Here is a 16,910-nt window from a genome sequence, read left to right as displayed (position 1 = left end):
TATGCTAAGTTTAAAATGAATTTTTATACATATAACAAAAACAATCTTTTGGTTTTGGAGCAGCTATGTGGTTTTTGCTAGTGCTGGTTTTGGGGATTGGGGCTTTAGCAATCTGGATGTGGAAACGTCCTGATCCGGTGAAACGTGATCAGGCCAAAGCCGTGCATCATGATCTATGGATTGAACAGATTGATGCTCAATTGAAGTATGCAACCCGTCTAAGTACGGATCCGCATCACCCGGACTATGGACGTGCCTATCAAATTTATCAGGGGCTGGCCCAGCAGCAGGAATTGCCGCAGGCTTATGTGGGCATGGCCCTAATGCACTTAAACGGACAGGGCTGTGAGCAGAGCACAGAAAAAGCGATTAGTTTTCTTGAAAAAGCTTATAGTTTAGGTGGTGAGGATGCGGCCTATCATTTAGGCCAGATCTATGATGGTCATCAATACCAATTAAATGATCCTGAAAAAGCCTTGTACTGGTATCGGCATGCGGTCGTGCGTGGTCATCTGGATGCGCAGTATCGCATCACTGAGCTGGCTGAATCTGACCATGACACTGCAGAACAGCAACGTCTGCAACTGTTAATTCAAAATGCCGAGCAGGGACATGCCAATTCACAGTATCAGTTAGCCCAATATTATTTGGCGGATGGTGCAGCGCAAGATTTAAGTCTGGGTATTCACTATCTGTTTCTGGCAGCACAGCAGGACCACTTGGCGGCCAATCAGGATATTGCCGAAGCCTATGCAAATGGCAAAATCTTGCCCAAAGATCAACAGCAGGCTTTGAGTTTCATTAAACGCTGTATTCATCTCGGTGATCAGAGTGGTTTATATGATTACTATGCCGGCGTGTTACTCGGTACTATTGATCCTGATCAACGTCAACGGGTGTTTAAGCATCTATTACAGCAGTCCAAAGAACATAAAGATGCACAGGCCAAAACCCTGATCGGTCTGGCTTATTTTCATGGCTGGTATGTGCAAAAAAATGAAACCATGGCATTTCGTTACTGGTCTGAAGCAGCACAAACCCAGCATTCTCAGGCCTTGAGTCTGATTGCTGCACTATATTTTGAATCCTATCTGGTCGAACATGAACCGGAGAAAGCATTTGAACTCTATCAACATGCTTTGCAAAATGATCCTGATCATGGCTTCAGTCAGATGGGCCTGGCACTCTGTTATTTAAACGGAGTAGGTATAGCCAAAGATACGGCTAAAGCTACCCAAATGATTCAGGCAATTGCACAGCAAGAGCAACTTGTAGCACAGTCTGAAGCTGATCTGATTTATATAGTGGGACGTTTTTATGGCTTGCCTGAATATCCGCTGCCGACCCGAGAAAAGGCAATTCAATATTTGAATCAGGCGGTGGCGAAAGGATCAAGTAAGGCTGCCTGGTATCTGTATCAAGCATATTCTGGTTTTTATCCAGTCTTTGAATTGAATGAGGAACAGGACAAACGTTATCTGCATCAGGCAGCTCAATTGGGCAATGCACAAGCCCAGACCGAATTAGGCTTAATGTATTTAAAGGGCAAAAAGGTGGAGCAGGATACGGCTTTAGGACTGAAATATCTGGAACAGGCTGCGAGCCAGCATAATGGTCTCGCACTAAATGCTTTAGGTGAGGCTTTGGAACAAGGAATTGGCATTGAAGCCAATTTGGATCAGGCAATCCAGTGCTATCGTAAAGCGGCTGCGCAGGTGAATGCTGATGCTTATAGTCATCTGGGGCGCTTATATACCAAAGGCATTGGTGTAGAACGTGATATTGCAATTGCCCGTCAATGGCTAGAAAAAGGCAGTCTGTTAGGACATGAGCCTTCTATTGAACAGCTCAACAATGTAAATGCTTATCTGCATATGTAAACTTCAATAAAAAAACCGCTGACTAACAGCGGTCTTTTTTGAGTCAAATATATTGCTTAAGGTAGTTGTTTGATCGGGCTACCACCCAAAGCTTGCATCAGGGTCACATAAGCATTGTATTGGCTTTGTCGGGTTTGCACCAAAGATAGACGGGCATTCCGCGTAGTTTCCTGTGCATCCAGCAGATTTTTCAATGCTACTGCACCATTACGATAACGCACTTCGGTCAAACGTTCAGTACGTTCAGCCAGTTCAACGTTACGCTGTTGTAACGCAACCTGTTTGGTGAGTTCAGTACGATTAGACAAGGCATTCTCTACATCGGCAAAAGCTTCATACATGGTCTGACGATACTGGATAATCGCTTTTTCATATTCCAGTTCATTCACCTGCAAATCACGCTTCATGTCATTCCATTGCAGGAATGGCAGGCTGAGTCCAGCACCTAAGGTCGCCACCGGATTTTTAAGTGCATCTGACAATGATGAACTGGTGCCCACGCCGGTACTTAGGCTGCCAGTCAGACTGATCGAAGGATAATAACTGGCTTTATTGGCATCCTTGTTGGCCAAGGCTTTACGCAAACGCAGTTCAGTGGCTCTCAAGTCAGGACGACGGGAGAGAAGGCTAGCAGGTAAGCCGGCTTCAATCGACGGTAAAGTAATATTCGGTAAACGTTTAGGTTCCTGAATCGAAAGCTGTTGCACAGGCATATTCATGAGTACTGCCAGCGCCGTACGCGTTTCCACACGTTGCTGTTCAATCTGACTTAAGGTCGCTTGCTGGCTTTGGATCGCCTGTTCAGCTTGAGTCAGATCGAGACCAGATACTGCCCCGGCGCGATACTGGACATTGACCAGATCATAGGTACGCTGTGCAGTCGCTAGGTTTTGTTGAACTACGCTATAACGTTCATTTAGATAACCCAGTTGCCAGTACAGTTGAGCAGTCGTACCAATCAGACTTTGTGCAGTCGCCTGCAAGTCCTCTTCAGATGCCAAAGCCTCCCAACGCGCTGCTTCAGTCTGATTGGCCAGTTTACCGAACAGATCCAGTTCATAGCTTAAGCCAGGGAAATTGACACCAAAACCGGATGAACTGCTGCCATCTTCCAGATCAAAGCTTCTACGCGTGGTTAACCCCGCATCACTGATGCGTACACCTTGCTGGCTTTGTGTCTGTTTGGCCTGAATACGGGCTTGCTGCAAATTGATCCCGGCAACGGCCAGATTACTATTGGCTGCCAGCACGTCATTCACCAGACTATTCAATTGGGGATCTTTAAATAGAGTCCACCATTGGTCTGCCAAAACATTAGCATGAATTTGCTGGCTTACAGCTTTACTGTTTTGAAAGTTGTTAGGTACCTGTACAGCAGGTTGTTCATACGGCGTTTTCACTACGGCCGCACAGCCGACCAGTGAACTCCCTAGAATTAGGGCACTGGCAAGTTTGGTAAGAGTATGCATATCAGATTCCTTATTCTCGAGAAAGTGCATCGACTGGATTCAAACGGGCTGCATTACGTGCCGGGATAAAGCCGAACACAATACCAATCAGACTTGAGCAGACAAAGGCCGCGACAATCGATGTGGTCGAGTATGCCATCTGGAAGGTCCCTCCAGCAAAATGCGTAATCAGCTGACCGATACCGAGTGACAGCAATACGCCTAAAATACCACCCAGAATACAAACCAGAACAGCTTCAATCAGGAACTGCTGCAGAATGTCACTTTGGCGCGCACCGACCGCCATCCGTACTCCGATTTCCTGAGTACGTTCAGTCACGGAAACCAGCATAATATTCATTACGCCGATACCACCGACGACCAGAGAAATCACCGCAATCGCAGAGATCAGCAAGGTCATGGTTTGAGTCGTTTGCTGAATCGTTTCACGGATACTGTCTGCATTTTGCGTAAACACATCCTGCGCACCGTGACGTTGGACCAGTAAATTCAAAATGGCATTTTCCGCGGCTGCGCTTGGATATTCATCCTTAATACGCACAATGATCTGACGCACATTCGGTTGACCCAGCATACGGCTCATGACGGTAGAATAGGGCAGATAGACATTCAGGCTATCATTGTTTCCCATCATGCCTTTTTGCGCATCAATGACGCCAATCACCCGGCTTGGTACACTGCCTAAAAGCAGTACCTGACCGACAGGATTGGTGCCATCTGCAAAGAAAGTATTTTGGGTGTTGGTATCAATCACCACATCCTGCGCCTGCTCAGTAATACTTTCTTTATCAAATGGCTGACCTGATTTAAAGGTCATACCTTTGACATAGAAGAAGTCTTCACTGACGCCGTTGACGGTAGTTGATGCTTCAATCTCTTTGAAGCGTCCAGTGACACTGCTGTTGACCGATGGGCTGACCCCATCCACATAAGGCTGTTCTGCCAGTGCATCGGCATCAGCGGGAATTAGCGTCTTGGATTGGGAGGAACGTGAATTATCCCCGAAGCCCCGGCCCTGGAACACGGTAATGGTATTGGTCCCGAGACTGCTGATATTTTCCAGAATCTGCTTTTGTGAACCGTTACCCAGCGCAACGACCGAAACCACCGATGCGATCCCGATAATAATCCCGAGCATGGTCAGGAAGGTCCGCATCCGGTGCGCATTCATGGCCAATAAGGCCATACGGAAAGCTTCACCGAGACGGTCTACTGCAGAACGCCAGCTCGAGATTTTCTTCTGTTCATTTCGGACCAGATTTTCTTTCTCGAAACCATCATCAACTTCAGGCATATTCGGTTTATCTGAAATGATATTCCCGTCTGAAATCTCGATAATACGCGTCGCATTTTTTGCCACGTTATGATCATGTGTGACCAGAATAATGGTATGACCTTTGGCATTCAGCTCACGCAGAATCCGCATCACTTCAATACCGCTATTCTTATCCAGTGCACCGGTTGGTTCGTCGGCAAGAATCACGTCACCGCCATTCATCAGGGCACGGGCAATCGAAACACGCTGCTGCTGACCACCAGACAATTGACTCGGACGGTTCTGGGTTTTTTCACCCAAGCCCAAATCAGTCAGTAATTTGACAGCACGTTCGTGACGGGTATCTGAATCTGCACCGGCATAAATTGCAGGAACTTCGACGTTACCTGCCGCACTTAAATCACTGAGCAGATGATAACGCTGGAAAATAAAGCCGAAATATTCACGACGTAACTGTGCCAGTTCATCGGCTTCAAGTTCGCGGGTTTCACGGCCTTTAACTTTATAGCTGCCCTTGGTCGGCTTATCCAGACAGCCCAGAATATTCATCAGGGTGGATTTACCCGAACCGGACTGACCGACAATGGCGACCAGTTCGCCCGGATAAATCTCCAGATTGACCCCTTTTAAAATCTGGACCGTGCTTTCACCCGCAGGGAATTCACGAACCAGATTCTTGACCTCGAGTAGAGGTTGCTGTTGTTGATTCATGCTTACATTCTCATTGGGCCGGCGCCACCAGGACCACGGCCACTGCCGCCACGTTTAGCACCGTCATTAGAAGTATCAGAGCCATCTGCAATCACAACCTGATCACCACGTTTCAAGCCTTTGATCACTTGTGCGGTTACACGGTTATTCAGACCAATCAGGACAGGGGTTGGTTTTGCTGTTCCATCTGCCTGCAATACACGAACCATGGCACGCTGAGCTTTACCTTGTTCAACCAGGGCACGTTCAGCATCAGAAAGTTCTAAGCGAGGAGGGCGGTCACCTGCCGGACGTTTACTATCGCCACGGGCTTGATCCTGACCTTCACCACGTGCAGATGGGTCAACGGCACCGCGAGAGCCTTCACCACGATTTGGACGTTGTGGACGGTTTGAACCTTGAATGGCAGCCGCCGGAACAGTCAGTACATTTCGTGCTTCATCAAGAACGATATAGACTTGCGCCGTCATATCAATACGCAGCTTGCCATCTTCATTCGGTACATCAAACAGGGCGTTGTAATACACTGCAGAGCCTGAAGTTGAGCTTGAAGTATTGGTTTCAGTATTAATTGAATTTGGTGCAGGTTCAACCTGACGAAGTTTGGCGTAAATTTTCTTATCAGTATTACCCAAAGTAGTGAAGTACACTGTTTGGCCTTCCTGAACTTTCATGACATCGGCTTCGGAAATCTCAGCCTTAATCGTCATGGTATCCAGTTGTGCCAGTTTCACAATCGTTGGTGCGCTTTGATTGGCGTTTACAGTCTGACCTTCTTCAGTCACGATCGCTACGATGGTTCCGTCCATTGGCGCCACGATTTGGGTATAACCGAGATCTTCTTTCGCGGTTGCCAAGGTTAAACGTGACTGCTCAATCTGTGCATTAATCGCAGTGATATCTGCCTGAGCGGTTTTGTAGCTGGCTAATGCAGATTCCAGTTCTGAACGCGAGGTTGCATCTTGGGCATACATGGCTTGCTGACGCTTATACTCGGCTTCCACCTTGGCAAGGTTGGCCTGTTTCACGGCAAGCTGTGCCATCTGGTTTTTAATGCTGGCTTCAGCAGTCTTTAAATCATTTTCCTGACGAACAGAGTCAATTCGGGCAATCAGTTGGCCTTGTTTGACCTGATCGCCGAGTTGCACATACATTTTTTTAACCTGACCCGAAACCTGGGCACCGACACTGACCATTTTGGTGGCTTCAAGTACACCAGTTGCCAGTACCGAATTTTCAATATCCCCTTGGGTCACTTCAGCTGTAATGTATTGTGGCTGCTGCTCTTTTGGTTTCAGAAAATACCAGGCAGTGACTGCCATCAGGATGGCAATTACAATCGCCATAATGAGTTTCGTAGGTTTTATTTTTGGCATATGGATTCAGATTCGGGTCGTAGGATAACAGTTGATTATAAAAGCGAAATTAGGATAAAACGTGAATTTTTTTTATTTAAAATGAGAACTATTTTCCACTGCCTGGTTTAAAAAAGCATATAAGATAAAACCTGATTTTATATAAAGGATTCATTGACCTACTCATATTGGAATCATCTTTTTAGGTGAAATTTTATACGATTTAGCTATCCAAAAAATATTGATCATATGATGAATCAATTAAATCTTCATGGGAGTATAAAGTACTTCTCAGATATACTGCATGCAAAAACCTGGCCACTAAATTGCTGATAAAAATACGCCATAGTGCTGCTCAATATCATGGAAGTTTTTAATGATATTTGTTGTAAAAATAATTCTGCGCTAAAGCCAACCTCTTTTATTTTTTAATCTAATTTTTCGAATGATATGTTCTATTAAAATTTAAAAAATCTATGTTTTACATATAGATTTAAGCAAATAAAGTTTGTAATATTTAATTCCATAAAAAAAATATGGGTTTATTTATTAAGAGAATATGCTCATTTAATGAGCGGAAAAATAATACGACTTTACTAAGAAAATTGATGAGGTTCATAGATGGAATGGAATGAAAGTTACAATATTGGAATTGAGGTGATTGATCATCAACATCGCCAGATTCTGGACTATATAAATGCTTTAGAGCAGGTCAAAAGTACCGGAGATCGCGATAAAATCCGGGAGGTTTTAGATGATTTGATCGACTATACTCAGTCACATTTCAGCTTTGAAGAAAACCTGCTGGAACAGGTGAGTTATCAATATTTGCCTTCACATCGCGGCATACATGAATTATTTGTCAAAAAATTAAATGATTATCGTCTGAAGTTTGAGCAAGGTCAGTCCATTGAAAAAGATTTATATCGTCTTCTGTCCAAATGGCTCATCAACCATATTCAGCACGATGATCAGGATTATGTAGAAGCAGTACGGGACAATATGCTGAGCTACCTGCGAACGCAGGAGAAGAAAAAAGGCAAAGGCTGGTTTGCGCGTTTCTTTAGTTAGGCACTCGGAGATGCAAACAAGCTTTGACCGCACATTTCAGCAATGGCCTGCAAGATCAGATGTTCAGGGTTCTCTCTGGACATCCCTTTGATTGCAGCATCGATCCGGATCAAAAGCTGAGGCCAGCTTAAAAAGCGCTGTGGACTTAAACGACGCAAGGCTTGCTGATATAAGCTCACTTTAGTCTTCCAGATACCGATTTGTAAGGCATTTTGTGGCTGTTCAAATAATTGCATCAATAGACGCATTTCTTTGCTGATACTCCACAAAATCAGGCTCATCGGTTCACCTGAGGCAATCAGATACTGAAAGATCTTAATTGATTGTGCCAAATTCCCATTGAGCAAGGCATCACTCAGATCATAGGTGCTGTAACGGGACTGATCCTGCAAGCAGGCATATAGATGGTCAATCTGGATAATATCTACTTCAGCAAAGGTATCTGCTACGCGCATCAGGCTATTTTTGGCTGCCAGCAAATTGTGCTCATGATGCTGCTCTAGCCATTGCCAGGCGTCATTGGCCAGCTTAATTCCCAGTTTTTCCGCTTCAATTCCGAGGATCTGTTGACGATCTTTTGGGTAGTTCGCTACCAGTGATACATTTACGCCATTGGCATCAATGGTCTGGAAAAAACTGGATTTCAGGCTGCTGGCATCCTGTTTCGGCATGACCACCAAGAGCAGATTATCACTGTCCTGTTGGAGATAGCTTTTTAACAGTTTGAGACCGCTGGCATCCGGTTTGATATTGCCATGCACTTCAATTGCCAGTTGGCTAGAAAATAATGACAGGCTGTTTAAAGCATTGAAGACATTTTTCCAGTCAGAGGCAGAGCTAATATCATAACGCTGGCGTTCAACTTCACGGCTTTGCCAGCTGCTACGAAAGGCATCTACCAGATTCTGTTCCAGCAAAGGCTCCTGACCATGTAACACCCAGGCACCGCGAGCTTCATTGACACGTTTTAATGCCTGGAGGTAGTCAAGTTTCATTGGGTCATCTTATTGGGCTGGTTGAGTCGAAGTTTCTGATCTTGCCAATGGCAAACGATTCGAAGAAATTTGACGGGCAATCTGCTGGGCCACATCATCAATTAAGACCTGATTTAAGAATTTTTGTTCCTGGTCATCCGTATTCACGGTTTCAATATCATATTGATAGGTACGGGTCGCGATTACCGTACGGGGTTCAGTCACCGGATTGCCTTGTGCATCTTCGATTCGGAACGTCACATTCAGGCGCAATAAGGTTTCCACCAGTTTGCCATTCAATTCTAAACGGCGAGGGGTGTAATCTAGGACACGTAAGACATAAGCATCAGGTGCATTACTCAGCTGTACTCCAGCAGCACCCAGGTAAACAGCCAGTTTTTCCTGAAGATCTTCAGTATTGTCAGGGAGGGCCAAACTCATGACTGAGTAAGCTACAGGTGCGGAACTCGGATTGGTTCCTTTTAAATGAAAGCCACAGCCGACGAGGCCTGCACTGAGACCACAAGTTAAAACAATTGCTGCTAAACGTTTGCCCAAATGCATGCGCTGTCCTCTGTTTTCCATCGGGAAATAATTTGAAATCCTGAATCGGATTGTAAAGTCAAAGCCCGTTGACTGGCAACGGGCTTTGTTTGGAATTGTTTTACTTGCTAAATTTAATCCCCCTAAATCCCCCTTTTTCAAAGGGGGACTTTCCATAATGTGTAGCGCTTCTAGGAAGCGCAGCTCCTCCCTTTATTAAAGGGAGGGTGGGAGGGATTTCTCTAAATTTATTTAAACAACAAGGTTTACAAGTTTATTCGGCACCACAATTTCTTTCTTGGTTGGACCAGTCAAGAATTGCTGAACTTCTGGTAATGCTTTGGCTTGAGCAAGAATGTCATCTTTCGATGCATCCACAGACACTTCGAGTTTGCCACGAAGTTTACCGTTCACCTGAACCACGATGGTTTGTGTATTACGAGTCAATGCAGATTCATCCACTTGTGGGAATTGCGCTTGAGTTAACTCGATTCCAAACTGAGCCAATAAAGTCTGGCTTAAGTGTGGTGCAAATGGTGCAAGCAAAGTTAAAAGCGTAGTGATCGATTCACGAGCTACAGCAACGTCATTGTCATCTTTCGCTTCAAATTTGTTGTTCGCATTTAACAGTTCCATCATTGCTGCAATCGCAGTGTTGAATGCGTGACGACGTTCGATGTCATCACCCACTTTCTGGATGGTTTCGTGAGTCTTACGGCGTAAGTCTTGCGCAGCTGTAGAAAGAGCGGCTTTATCGAATTCAGTCGCAGCATTGCCTTTTTCAAGGAAACCGGTTGCCAAACGCCATACACGTTTCAGGAAGCGGTTTGCACCTTCAACACCGGCATCAGACCATTCAAGTGATTGATCAGGTGGGGCTGCGAACATCATGAACACACGTGCAGTGTCTGCGCCGTATTGGTCAATAATCGCTTGCGGGTCGATACCGTTGTTTTTCGATTTCGACATTTTTTCCTGACCGCCAACGATGACATCTTGACCATCACCTTTGTATTTCGCAGAAGTGATGCGACCTTTCTCATCACGCTCAAGTTCGATGTCGGCAGGGTTGAACCAGGTTTTCTTGCCTGATTCAGATTCGCGGTAATAGGTATCCGCAAGCACCATACCTTGAGTGAGCAAGTTAGTGAACGGCTCGTTACCTTGTACCACGCCTTCGTCACGCATCAATTTGTGAAAGAAACGTGCATAGAGCAAGTGCAGAATCGCGTGTTCAACACCACCGATGTATTGGTTTACAGGAAGCCAAGTTTGACCTGCTTCAGGTTTTACCATGCCATCAGTAAAGTCTGGAGATGCATAACGTGCATAGTACCAAGATGATTCTACGAATGTGTCTAGCGTATCTGTTTCACGACGCGCGTCACCACCACAGCATGGACATTTGGTTTCATAAAATTCAGGCATTTTGTTCAGCGGGTTACCTGAACCATCTGGAACCACGTCAGTTGGAAGTACCACAGGAAGTTGATCTTCAGGCACTGGCACTTGACCACATTTGTCACAGTTGATCATTGGAATTGGACAACCCCAATAACGCTGACGAGATACACCCCAGTCACGTAGACGGAATTGAACTTTTACATTCGCAAGACCTTGTGGTTCAAGTTTCGCCAAGAATGCATCAAATGCGCCTTGGAAGTCTAAACCGTCAAATTCGCCTGAATTAACCAGTTTACCGTCTTTAGAGCCGTACCATTCTTGCCATTGAGTTGCGTCAAAGTCTGTATCTTCTGCACCTTTGGCATCAATCACTTGCTTGATGGTTAAGCCATATTTATTGGCAAATTCGAAGTCACGTTCATCATGTGAAGGCACTGCCATCACCGCACCTGAACCGTAAGACATCAGTACGTAGTTTGCGATCCAGACAGGAACTTCTTCACCTGTGACAGGGTGTTTCACAGAAAGACCTGTTGCCATGCCTTTCTTCTCGGCAGTCGCAAGATCCGCTTCTGCCACAGAACCCATACGGCATTCTTCGATGAATGCTTGAAGCTCAGGATTATTTTCCGCAGCTTTTAACGCCATTGGGTGTTCTGCTGCCACTGCAACATAAGTTACACCCATCAATGTGTCGGCACGCGTGGTAAATACAGTTAAACCGTCTGCATACACGTCTGGATTCGCTGAAGGGAAGGTGATTTCCATACCTTGTGAGCGACCAATCCAGTTGCGTTGCATGGTCAGGACTTGTTGTGGCCAGCCGTCTTTCAGTGTTTCAAGATCGTCCAGTAATTCTTGCGCATAATCAGTGATGCGGAAGTAGTACATTGGAATATCACGTTTTTCAACCAATGCACCTGAACGCCAGCCGCGACCATTTTCAACCTGTTCATTGGCAAGAACGGTCTGGTCGACTGGATCCCAGTTTACGGTTGAAAGTTTACGGTAGATCAGGCCTTTTTTATAAAGCTGAACGAATAGCCATTGTTCCCAGCGATAGTATTCTGGTGTGCAGGTTGCGAATTCACGATCCCAATCTACAGACAGGCCAAGTTTCTTCAACTGATTACGCATGTAATCAATATTTTCGAAAGTCCATTTTGCAGGAGCGACCTGGTGTGCAATTGCAGCGTTTTCCGCAGGAAGACCGAAAGCATCCCAACCCATGGGTTGTAATACAGTTTCGCCTTTTAGACGGTGAAAGCGGCTGATCACGTCACCAATGGTATAGTTACGCACATGACCCATATGCAGTTTGCCACTTGGGTAAGGGAACATCGAGAGGATATAACGACGTGGACCTTCTACAGTGTCGGCAACTTTAAAGGCTTTGCGAGATTCCCAGTCCTGTTGGACTTGAGACTCAATCGCACTGGCTTGATATTCTGAGTCAATGTGAGTAGTCATATACGTAATACAAGAGAACGGTTAAAAAAATATAAGGCACAGCATAGCGCAAAATGCACCTAAAAGTGAATTTTGCGGATGGTATTCTGCAGGAAAAATCTAAATTGGCAGACGAGTATGATTAGAAGGCTACACGCTCAGACTGACCACGTTGTAAAGCTTCATTGGCTTCACGCTGTTGCTGCTCATTTTCAGAAACGACAGGCACAGCTGCAGATGAGTTTGAGTTACCCGTTTCGGTCTGGTTCTCATTTTCGGTTGTTCTTGCTGGGGTAGGCGCGGAATTGTTCCAGCCATAGGTTTCTACTTTGCTTTTGTGCTTGGCATTTTTAGGAGGCGGGGTTTTGGTATAGTGAGTCACGCCTTTGGCATCGACCCATTTATAATATTCAATCGCTAAAGCAGAGCTGCTTGCTACACCTAAAACAAACGTAGTGGCAAAACTTAATGCGGTCAGGAAAGATCTTTTCATGAGTAAAAGTCCTGAAAATTTCAAGCGGTTAAATAGGGTTGTTATTGTAGAGAATTTTTTGCCATAAGATGATTTTTAATTCAATTAATTTTGTGATCAGTAGTGATCTTAATGTTTTGAGCTGATACCTAAAAAGAGTAATTTTATATAAAAAAAATTTATTTATAAACAGTTGCATTGAATTTCTTAAAAATTCATTCAATTTTTTTATATAAGACATATTAAAAATTTATAAAATTAAAGTTTTAAGTATATGAAATTTATTAATTTAAATTAGAATTTTAAAGCTAAAAACCAGAGTTAAAGTCGAAATTGCCTGTAAAAGCAGCAAATTTTAGACGTATAAACAATAATAGCCTGTTTTTTAAACTTGACTTTAAAGGCTGAAAACACAAGAATGCAGCAATAGTTTTATATGCCTTAGATCGATCACCCTTCGAATAAGTGTCATGTCATGCAATGGGCAATTTTTCTAGCCGAAAAATTGAACAAAGCGAACAAAATATGTTTACCCCAACATGTTTTAGATCTTGTATTGCTCGAACAGCAGGTAGATCGGATTTTTTATTCCTATTGCTTTGAAAACTATGAAATTTGTGTGCTATAACAGTGCAGACAGTTAATGAATGAACACTGCAAATGCCTCCCATTTGTGCAGTGAATAATATAGGGTGAATCACGTTGGAACTTCTATCTGGTGGTGAAATGCTCGTTCGCGCATTAGCGGATGAAGGCGTTGAACATGTTTTTGGATATCCAGGCGGCGCAGTACTGCATATTTATGATGCGCTATTTCAACAAGACAAAATTAATCATTACCTCGTACGTCACGAACAAGCTGCCGGTCACATGGCGGATGCTTACTCACGCGTAACAGGTAAAACTGGTGTTGTGCTGGTCACTTCTGGTCCAGGCGCGACTAATACCGTTACTCCAATTGCAACGGCTTATATGGACTCCATTCCAATGGTGATCCTGTCTGGTCAGGTTGCAAGCCATTTGATCGGTGAGGATGCGTTCCAAGAAACTGATATGGTCGGTATTTCTCGCCCAATCGTGAAGCACAGCTTCCAGGTTCGCCATGCCAGCGAAATTCCTTCAATTATCAAAAAAGCATTCTATATCGCGTCATCTGGCCGTCCAGGTCCAGTTGTAGTTGATATTCCTAAAGATGCAACCAACCCAGCAGAGAAATTTGCTTACGAATATCCTGAAAAAGTGAAGATGCGTTCGTATCAACCACCATATCGTGGTCACTCAGGTCAAATCCGTAAAGCGATTGATGAACTGATTCATGCGAAACGCCCAGTCATTTACTCAGGCGGTGGTGTGGTTCAGGGCAATGCTTCAGCACAATTAACTGAGCTTGCACATCTATTGGGTTACCCGGTTACCAATACCCTGATGGGCCTTGGCGCATTCCCGGGCGATGATCCACAGTTCATCGGCATGTTGGGTATGCACGGTACTTACGAAGCAAACATGACCATGCACAATGCAGACGTGATTCTGTGTGTAGGCGCGCGTTTCGATGACCGTGTAACCAATAACCCTGCGAAATTCTGCCCGAATGCCAAAGTCATTCACATTGACATCGATCCGGCGACCATTTCTAAAACCATCATGGCGCACATTCCAATCGTGGGTGCAGTAGAACCTGTACTGAACGAAATGCTGAACCAGTTGAAGCAAATGAATGTGTCCAAGCCAAATCCTGAAGCGATTGCGGCATGGTGGAAACAGATTGATGAATGGCGTCAGGTTCATGGCTTGAAGTTCGATGTACCGACTGATGGTTCTATGAAGCCACAGCAAGTGGTTCGTGCCCTAGACAAAGTCACCAATGGCGAAGCGATCATCACGTCTGACGTTGGTCAGCACCAGATGTTCGGCGCGTTGCACTATCGCTATAAGCGTCCTCGTCAATGGATCAACTCTGGTGGTCTAGGTACGATGGGTGTTGGTCTGCCATATGCAATGGCGGCTAAGCTTGCATTCCCGGATCAGCAAGTAGTTTGTATTACTGGTGAAGCATCGATTCAGATGTGTATCCAGGAACTTTCTACCTGTAAGCAATATGGCTTGAACGTGAAAATCCTGTGCCTGAACAACCGTGCCTTGGGTATGGTGAAACAGTGGCAGGACATGAACTACGAAGGCCGTCACTCTAGCTCTTATGTAGAGTCTTTACCTGACTTTGCAAAATTGATGGAAGCTTATGGTCATGTAGGTATTCAGATTGACCATGCGGACGACCTTGAGTCTAAGCTTGAAGAAGCGATGGCAATCAATGATAAGTGCGTATTTATTAACGTAATGGTTGACCGTACAGAACACGTATATCCAATGCTGGTTGCGGGTCAATCGATGCAGGATATGTGGTTAGCAAAAGGGGAGCGCACGAAATGAGACATATTATCTCTGTACTCGTAGAAAACGAAGCAGGCGCGCTTTCTCGCTTGGTGGGTTTATTCTCACAACGTGGCTACAACATTGAAACATTGAACGTTGCGCCAACTGAAGACCCAACACTTTCACGTCTGACTTTGACGACTTATGGTGATGATCACAAGATCGAACAGATCACTAAACAGCTGAACAAGCTGGTAGAAGTGGTTAAAGTGGTGGATCTGTCTGAAGGTGCGCATATTGAACGTGAGTTGATGCTGATCAAAGTGAAAGCTTTAGGCGCAACCCGTGATGAAATCAAACGTACGACCGATATTTTCCGTGGTCAGGTGGTTGACGTAACGCCAACAACTTACACGATTCAAATCGCGGGTACGACTGAAAAAATCGACGGTTTTATTGACGCATTAGCAGAAAACACGATTTTGGAAGTGGTGCGTTCAGGCGTGTCAGGTATCGCACGCGGCGAAAAAGTACTAACCATCTAAATTTTTTAAATTATTTCCTCATTCTAATAAGAAGGGGGCTTCAGGCAATGTGATCAAGGATCATTGCCTGATGAAACGGACACACAAGCATTTAAGCGGAGACAGCAATGCAAATTTTTTACGATAAAGACTGCGACTTATCTATTATTCAATCTAAGAAAGTAGCAATCATTGGTTATGGTTCACAAGGTCACGCACACGCGCTTAACCTTAAAGATTCTGGCGTTGACGTAACTGTTGGTCTACGCGCGAATTCTACTTCTTGGAAAAAAGCTGAAAACGCTGGTCTTAAAGTTGCTGAAGTTCCTGCTGCTGTAGCTCAAGCTGACGTAGTAATGATCTTGACTCCAGATGAGTTCCAAGCTCAACTTTACCGCGACGTGATTGAGCCAAACATCAAAGAAGGCGCGACTCTAGCATTTGCTCACGGTTTCTCTGTTCTTTATAACCAAGTTGTTCCACGTAAAGACCTAGATGTAATCATGGTTGCGCCTAAAGCTCCTGGTCACACAGTACGTTCTGAATATCAACGTGGTTCAGGTGTTCCTGACTTAATCGCGATCCACCAAGATGCTTCTGGTAATGCACGTAACGTTGCGCTTTCTTACGCTTCAGGCGTAGGTGGTGGCCGTACTGGTATCATCGAAACTTCTTTCCGTGAAGAAACTGAAACTGACTTGTTCGGTGAGCAAGCGGTTCTTTGTGGTGGTGCTGTTGAACTGGTTAAAATGGGCTTCGAAACTCTGGTTGAAGCTGGTTATGCGCCTGAAATGGCTTACTTCGAATGTCTACACGAACTTAAATTGATCGTTGACTTGATGTTCGAAGGCGGTATCGCTGACATGAACTACTCAGTATCTAACAATGCTGAATACGGCGAATACGTAACTGGCGTTGAAGTCATCAACGAACAGTCTCGTGAAGCAATGCGTAATGCACTTAAACGTATCCAATCTGGTGAATATGCGAAGATGTTCATCCAAGAAGGTGCGTTGAACTACCCATCTATGACTGCTCGTCGTCGTCAAAATGCTGCACACGGTATCGAACAAACTGGTGCAAAACTGCGTGCGATGATGCCTTGGATTCAAGCAAACAAAATCGTTGATAAAGAGAAAAACTAATTTCTTGAATCATTTGATTTGAATGCGAAAACCCACTCACTAGAGTGGGTTTTTTATATAATGGAATAATAATTTAAATAAATATAAAAAGATAAGATGAAAGATCGAACTGAATTTTTAATATAGAAAATCATATTTAACCCGAATCCTGCTTAAGCCGATGACTTCATAATTTGAATTGTTGGCTTATTTTTATGGATCAGTTGATATGCACACAAGGACGCGTAAATCCCTCCTAGAAATCCATGAACACTACGTGCTTTG

General features: G+C 44.6%; 12 protein-coding genes and 1 pseudogene. 5 read left to right on the top strand and 8 right to left on the bottom strand.

The window, feature by feature from the left end; translation table 11 throughout:
- Nucleotides 1–65: 65 nt before the first annotated feature.
- On the top strand, nucleotides 66–1,880 hold the full coding sequence (locus FTU46_RS05785) for a tetratricopeptide repeat protein (protein WP_180104536.1): 1,815 nt from the start codon (nucleotides 66–68) through the stop codon (nucleotides 1,878–1,880).
- A gap of 56 nt (nucleotides 1,881–1,936) precedes the next feature.
- Here FTU46_RS05785 and FTU46_RS05780 read toward each other — a convergent pair whose 3' ends face one another.
- The 3 genes from FTU46_RS05780 to FTU46_RS05770 are packed head-to-tail and all read right to left on the bottom strand — an operon-like array spanning nucleotide 1,937 to nucleotide 6,712.
- Entirely contained in the window at nucleotides 1,937–3,349 is a 1,413-nt protein-coding gene (locus FTU46_RS05780; RefSeq protein WP_180104535.1) for an efflux transporter outer membrane subunit, read from the bottom strand.
- Between the two features lie 10 nt (nucleotides 3,350–3,359).
- Nucleotides 3,360–5,336, bottom strand: a complete 1,977-nt coding sequence (locus FTU46_RS05775; protein WP_179992381.1) for a MacB family efflux pump subunit — start codon at nucleotides 5,334–5,336, stop codon at nucleotides 3,360–3,362.
- 2 nt (nucleotides 5,337–5,338) lie between these two features.
- Nucleotides 5,339–6,712: a MacA family efflux pump subunit gene (locus FTU46_RS05770; protein WP_180031508.1), complete on the bottom strand. Its 1,374-nt coding sequence runs from the start codon at nucleotides 6,710–6,712 to the stop codon at nucleotides 5,339–5,341.
- 600 nt (nucleotides 6,713–7,312) lie between these two features.
- On the opposite strand from FTU46_RS05770, the gene FTU46_RS05765 reads away from it, so the two are divergent.
- Nucleotides 7,313–7,762, top strand: coding sequence for a bacteriohemerythrin (locus FTU46_RS05765; protein WP_166136355.1), 450 nt, complete (start codon nucleotides 7,313–7,315; stop codon nucleotides 7,760–7,762).
- On the opposite strand, the gene holA is transcribed toward FTU46_RS05765, so the two are convergent.
- The 4 genes from holA to FTU46_RS05745 all read right to left on the bottom strand — a co-directional run bounded on the left by holA (nucleotide 7,759) and on the right by FTU46_RS05745 (nucleotide 12,625).
- Nucleotides 7,759–8,757: a DNA polymerase III subunit delta gene (holA, locus tag FTU46_RS05760; RefSeq protein WP_179992379.1), complete on the bottom strand. Its 999-nt coding sequence runs from the start codon at nucleotides 8,755–8,757 to the stop codon at nucleotides 7,759–7,761. The genes FTU46_RS05765 and holA overlap by 4 nt on opposite strands.
- Nucleotides 8,758–8,766: 9 nt before the next feature.
- Nucleotides 8,767–9,300 carry a hypothetical protein gene (locus FTU46_RS05755; RefSeq protein WP_180033794.1) on the bottom strand — a complete coding sequence of 178 codons (534 nt, stop codon included), beginning with the start codon at nucleotides 9,298–9,300 and terminating at the stop codon, nucleotides 8,767–8,769.
- A gap of 231 nt (nucleotides 9,301–9,531) precedes the next feature.
- The gene (leuS, locus tag FTU46_RS05750) at nucleotides 9,532–12,153 is read right to left on the bottom strand and encodes a leucine--tRNA ligase (protein WP_180104534.1); all 2,622 of its coding nucleotides are present in this window, start codon (nucleotides 12,151–12,153) and stop codon (nucleotides 9,532–9,534) included.
- A 121-nt stretch (nucleotides 12,154–12,274) separates the two neighbouring features.
- The gene (locus FTU46_RS05745) at nucleotides 12,275–12,625 is read right to left on the bottom strand and encodes a DUF4124 domain-containing protein (protein ID WP_004782087.1); all 351 of its coding nucleotides are present in this window, start codon (nucleotides 12,623–12,625) and stop codon (nucleotides 12,275–12,277) included.
- Nucleotides 12,626–13,306: 681 nt separating this feature from the next.
- On the opposite strand from FTU46_RS05745, the gene FTU46_RS05740 reads away from it, so the two are divergent.
- From FTU46_RS05740 to ilvC, 3 genes are all read left to right on the top strand, one after another.
- Nucleotides 13,307–15,034, top strand: a complete 1,728-nt coding sequence (locus FTU46_RS05740; protein ID WP_180104533.1) for an acetolactate synthase 3 large subunit — start codon at nucleotides 13,307–13,309, stop codon at nucleotides 15,032–15,034.
- Nucleotides 15,031–15,522 carry an acetolactate synthase small subunit gene (gene ilvN, locus FTU46_RS05735; protein WP_004782091.1) on the top strand — a complete coding sequence of 164 codons (492 nt, stop codon included), beginning with the start codon at nucleotides 15,031–15,033 and terminating at the stop codon, nucleotides 15,520–15,522. Before FTU46_RS05740 ends, ilvN begins: the two co-directional genes overlap by 4 nt.
- A 107-nt stretch (nucleotides 15,523–15,629) precedes the next feature.
- On the top strand, nucleotides 15,630–16,646 hold the full coding sequence (ilvC, locus tag FTU46_RS05730) for a ketol-acid reductoisomerase (protein WP_005232140.1): 1,017 nt from the start codon (nucleotides 15,630–15,632) through the stop codon (nucleotides 16,644–16,646).
- 152 nt (nucleotides 16,647–16,798) lie between these two features.
- Here ilvC and FTU46_RS05725 read toward each other — a convergent pair.
- Nucleotides 16,799–16,910, bottom strand: a pseudogene (locus FTU46_RS05725) (IS982 family transposase); the annotation flags it as partial.

The sequence above is a fragment of the Acinetobacter sp. YH12108 genome, assembly GCF_013419055.1.
Classification (GTDB): Bacteria; Pseudomonadota; Gammaproteobacteria; order Pseudomonadales; family Moraxellaceae; genus Acinetobacter.
This window is presented reverse-complemented; position numbering and strand designations above follow the sequence as displayed.

Coding starts and splice junctions, on each gene's coding strand:
- FTU46_RS05780 (WP_180104535.1), bottom strand. CDS start 3,349: ATGCATACTCTTACCAAACTTGCCAGTGCCCTAATTCTAGGGAGTTCA.
- FTU46_RS05785 (WP_180104536.1), top strand. CDS start 66: ATGTGGTTTTTGCTAGTGCTGGTTTTGGGGATTGGGGCTTTAGCAATC.
- FTU46_RS05765 (WP_166136355.1), top strand. CDS start 7,313: ATGGAATGGAATGAAAGTTACAATATTGGAATTGAGGTGATTGATCAT.
- FTU46_RS05755 (WP_180033794.1), bottom strand. CDS start 9,300: ATGCATTTGGGCAAACGTTTAGCAGCAATTGTTTTAACTTGTGGTCTC.
- ilvN (WP_004782091.1), top strand. CDS start 15,031: ATGAGACATATTATCTCTGTACTCGTAGAAAACGAAGCAGGCGCGCTT.
- FTU46_RS05775 (WP_179992381.1), bottom strand. CDS start 5,336: ATGAATCAACAACAGCAACCTCTACTCGAGGTCAAGAATCTGGTTCGT.
- ilvC (WP_005232140.1), top strand. CDS start 15,630: ATGCAAATTTTTTACGATAAAGACTGCGACTTATCTATTATTCAATCT.
- FTU46_RS05745 (WP_004782087.1), bottom strand. CDS start 12,625: ATGAAAAGATCTTTCCTGACCGCATTAAGTTTTGCCACTACGTTTGTT.
- FTU46_RS05770 (WP_180031508.1), bottom strand. CDS start 6,712: ATGCCAAAAATAAAACCTACGAAACTCATTATGGCGATTGTAATTGCC.
- holA (WP_179992379.1), bottom strand. CDS start 8,757: ATGAAACTTGACTACCTCCAGGCATTAAAACGTGTCAATGAAGCTCGC.
- leuS (WP_180104534.1), bottom strand. CDS start 12,153: ATGACTACTCACATTGACTCAGAATATCAAGCCAGTGCGATTGAGTCT.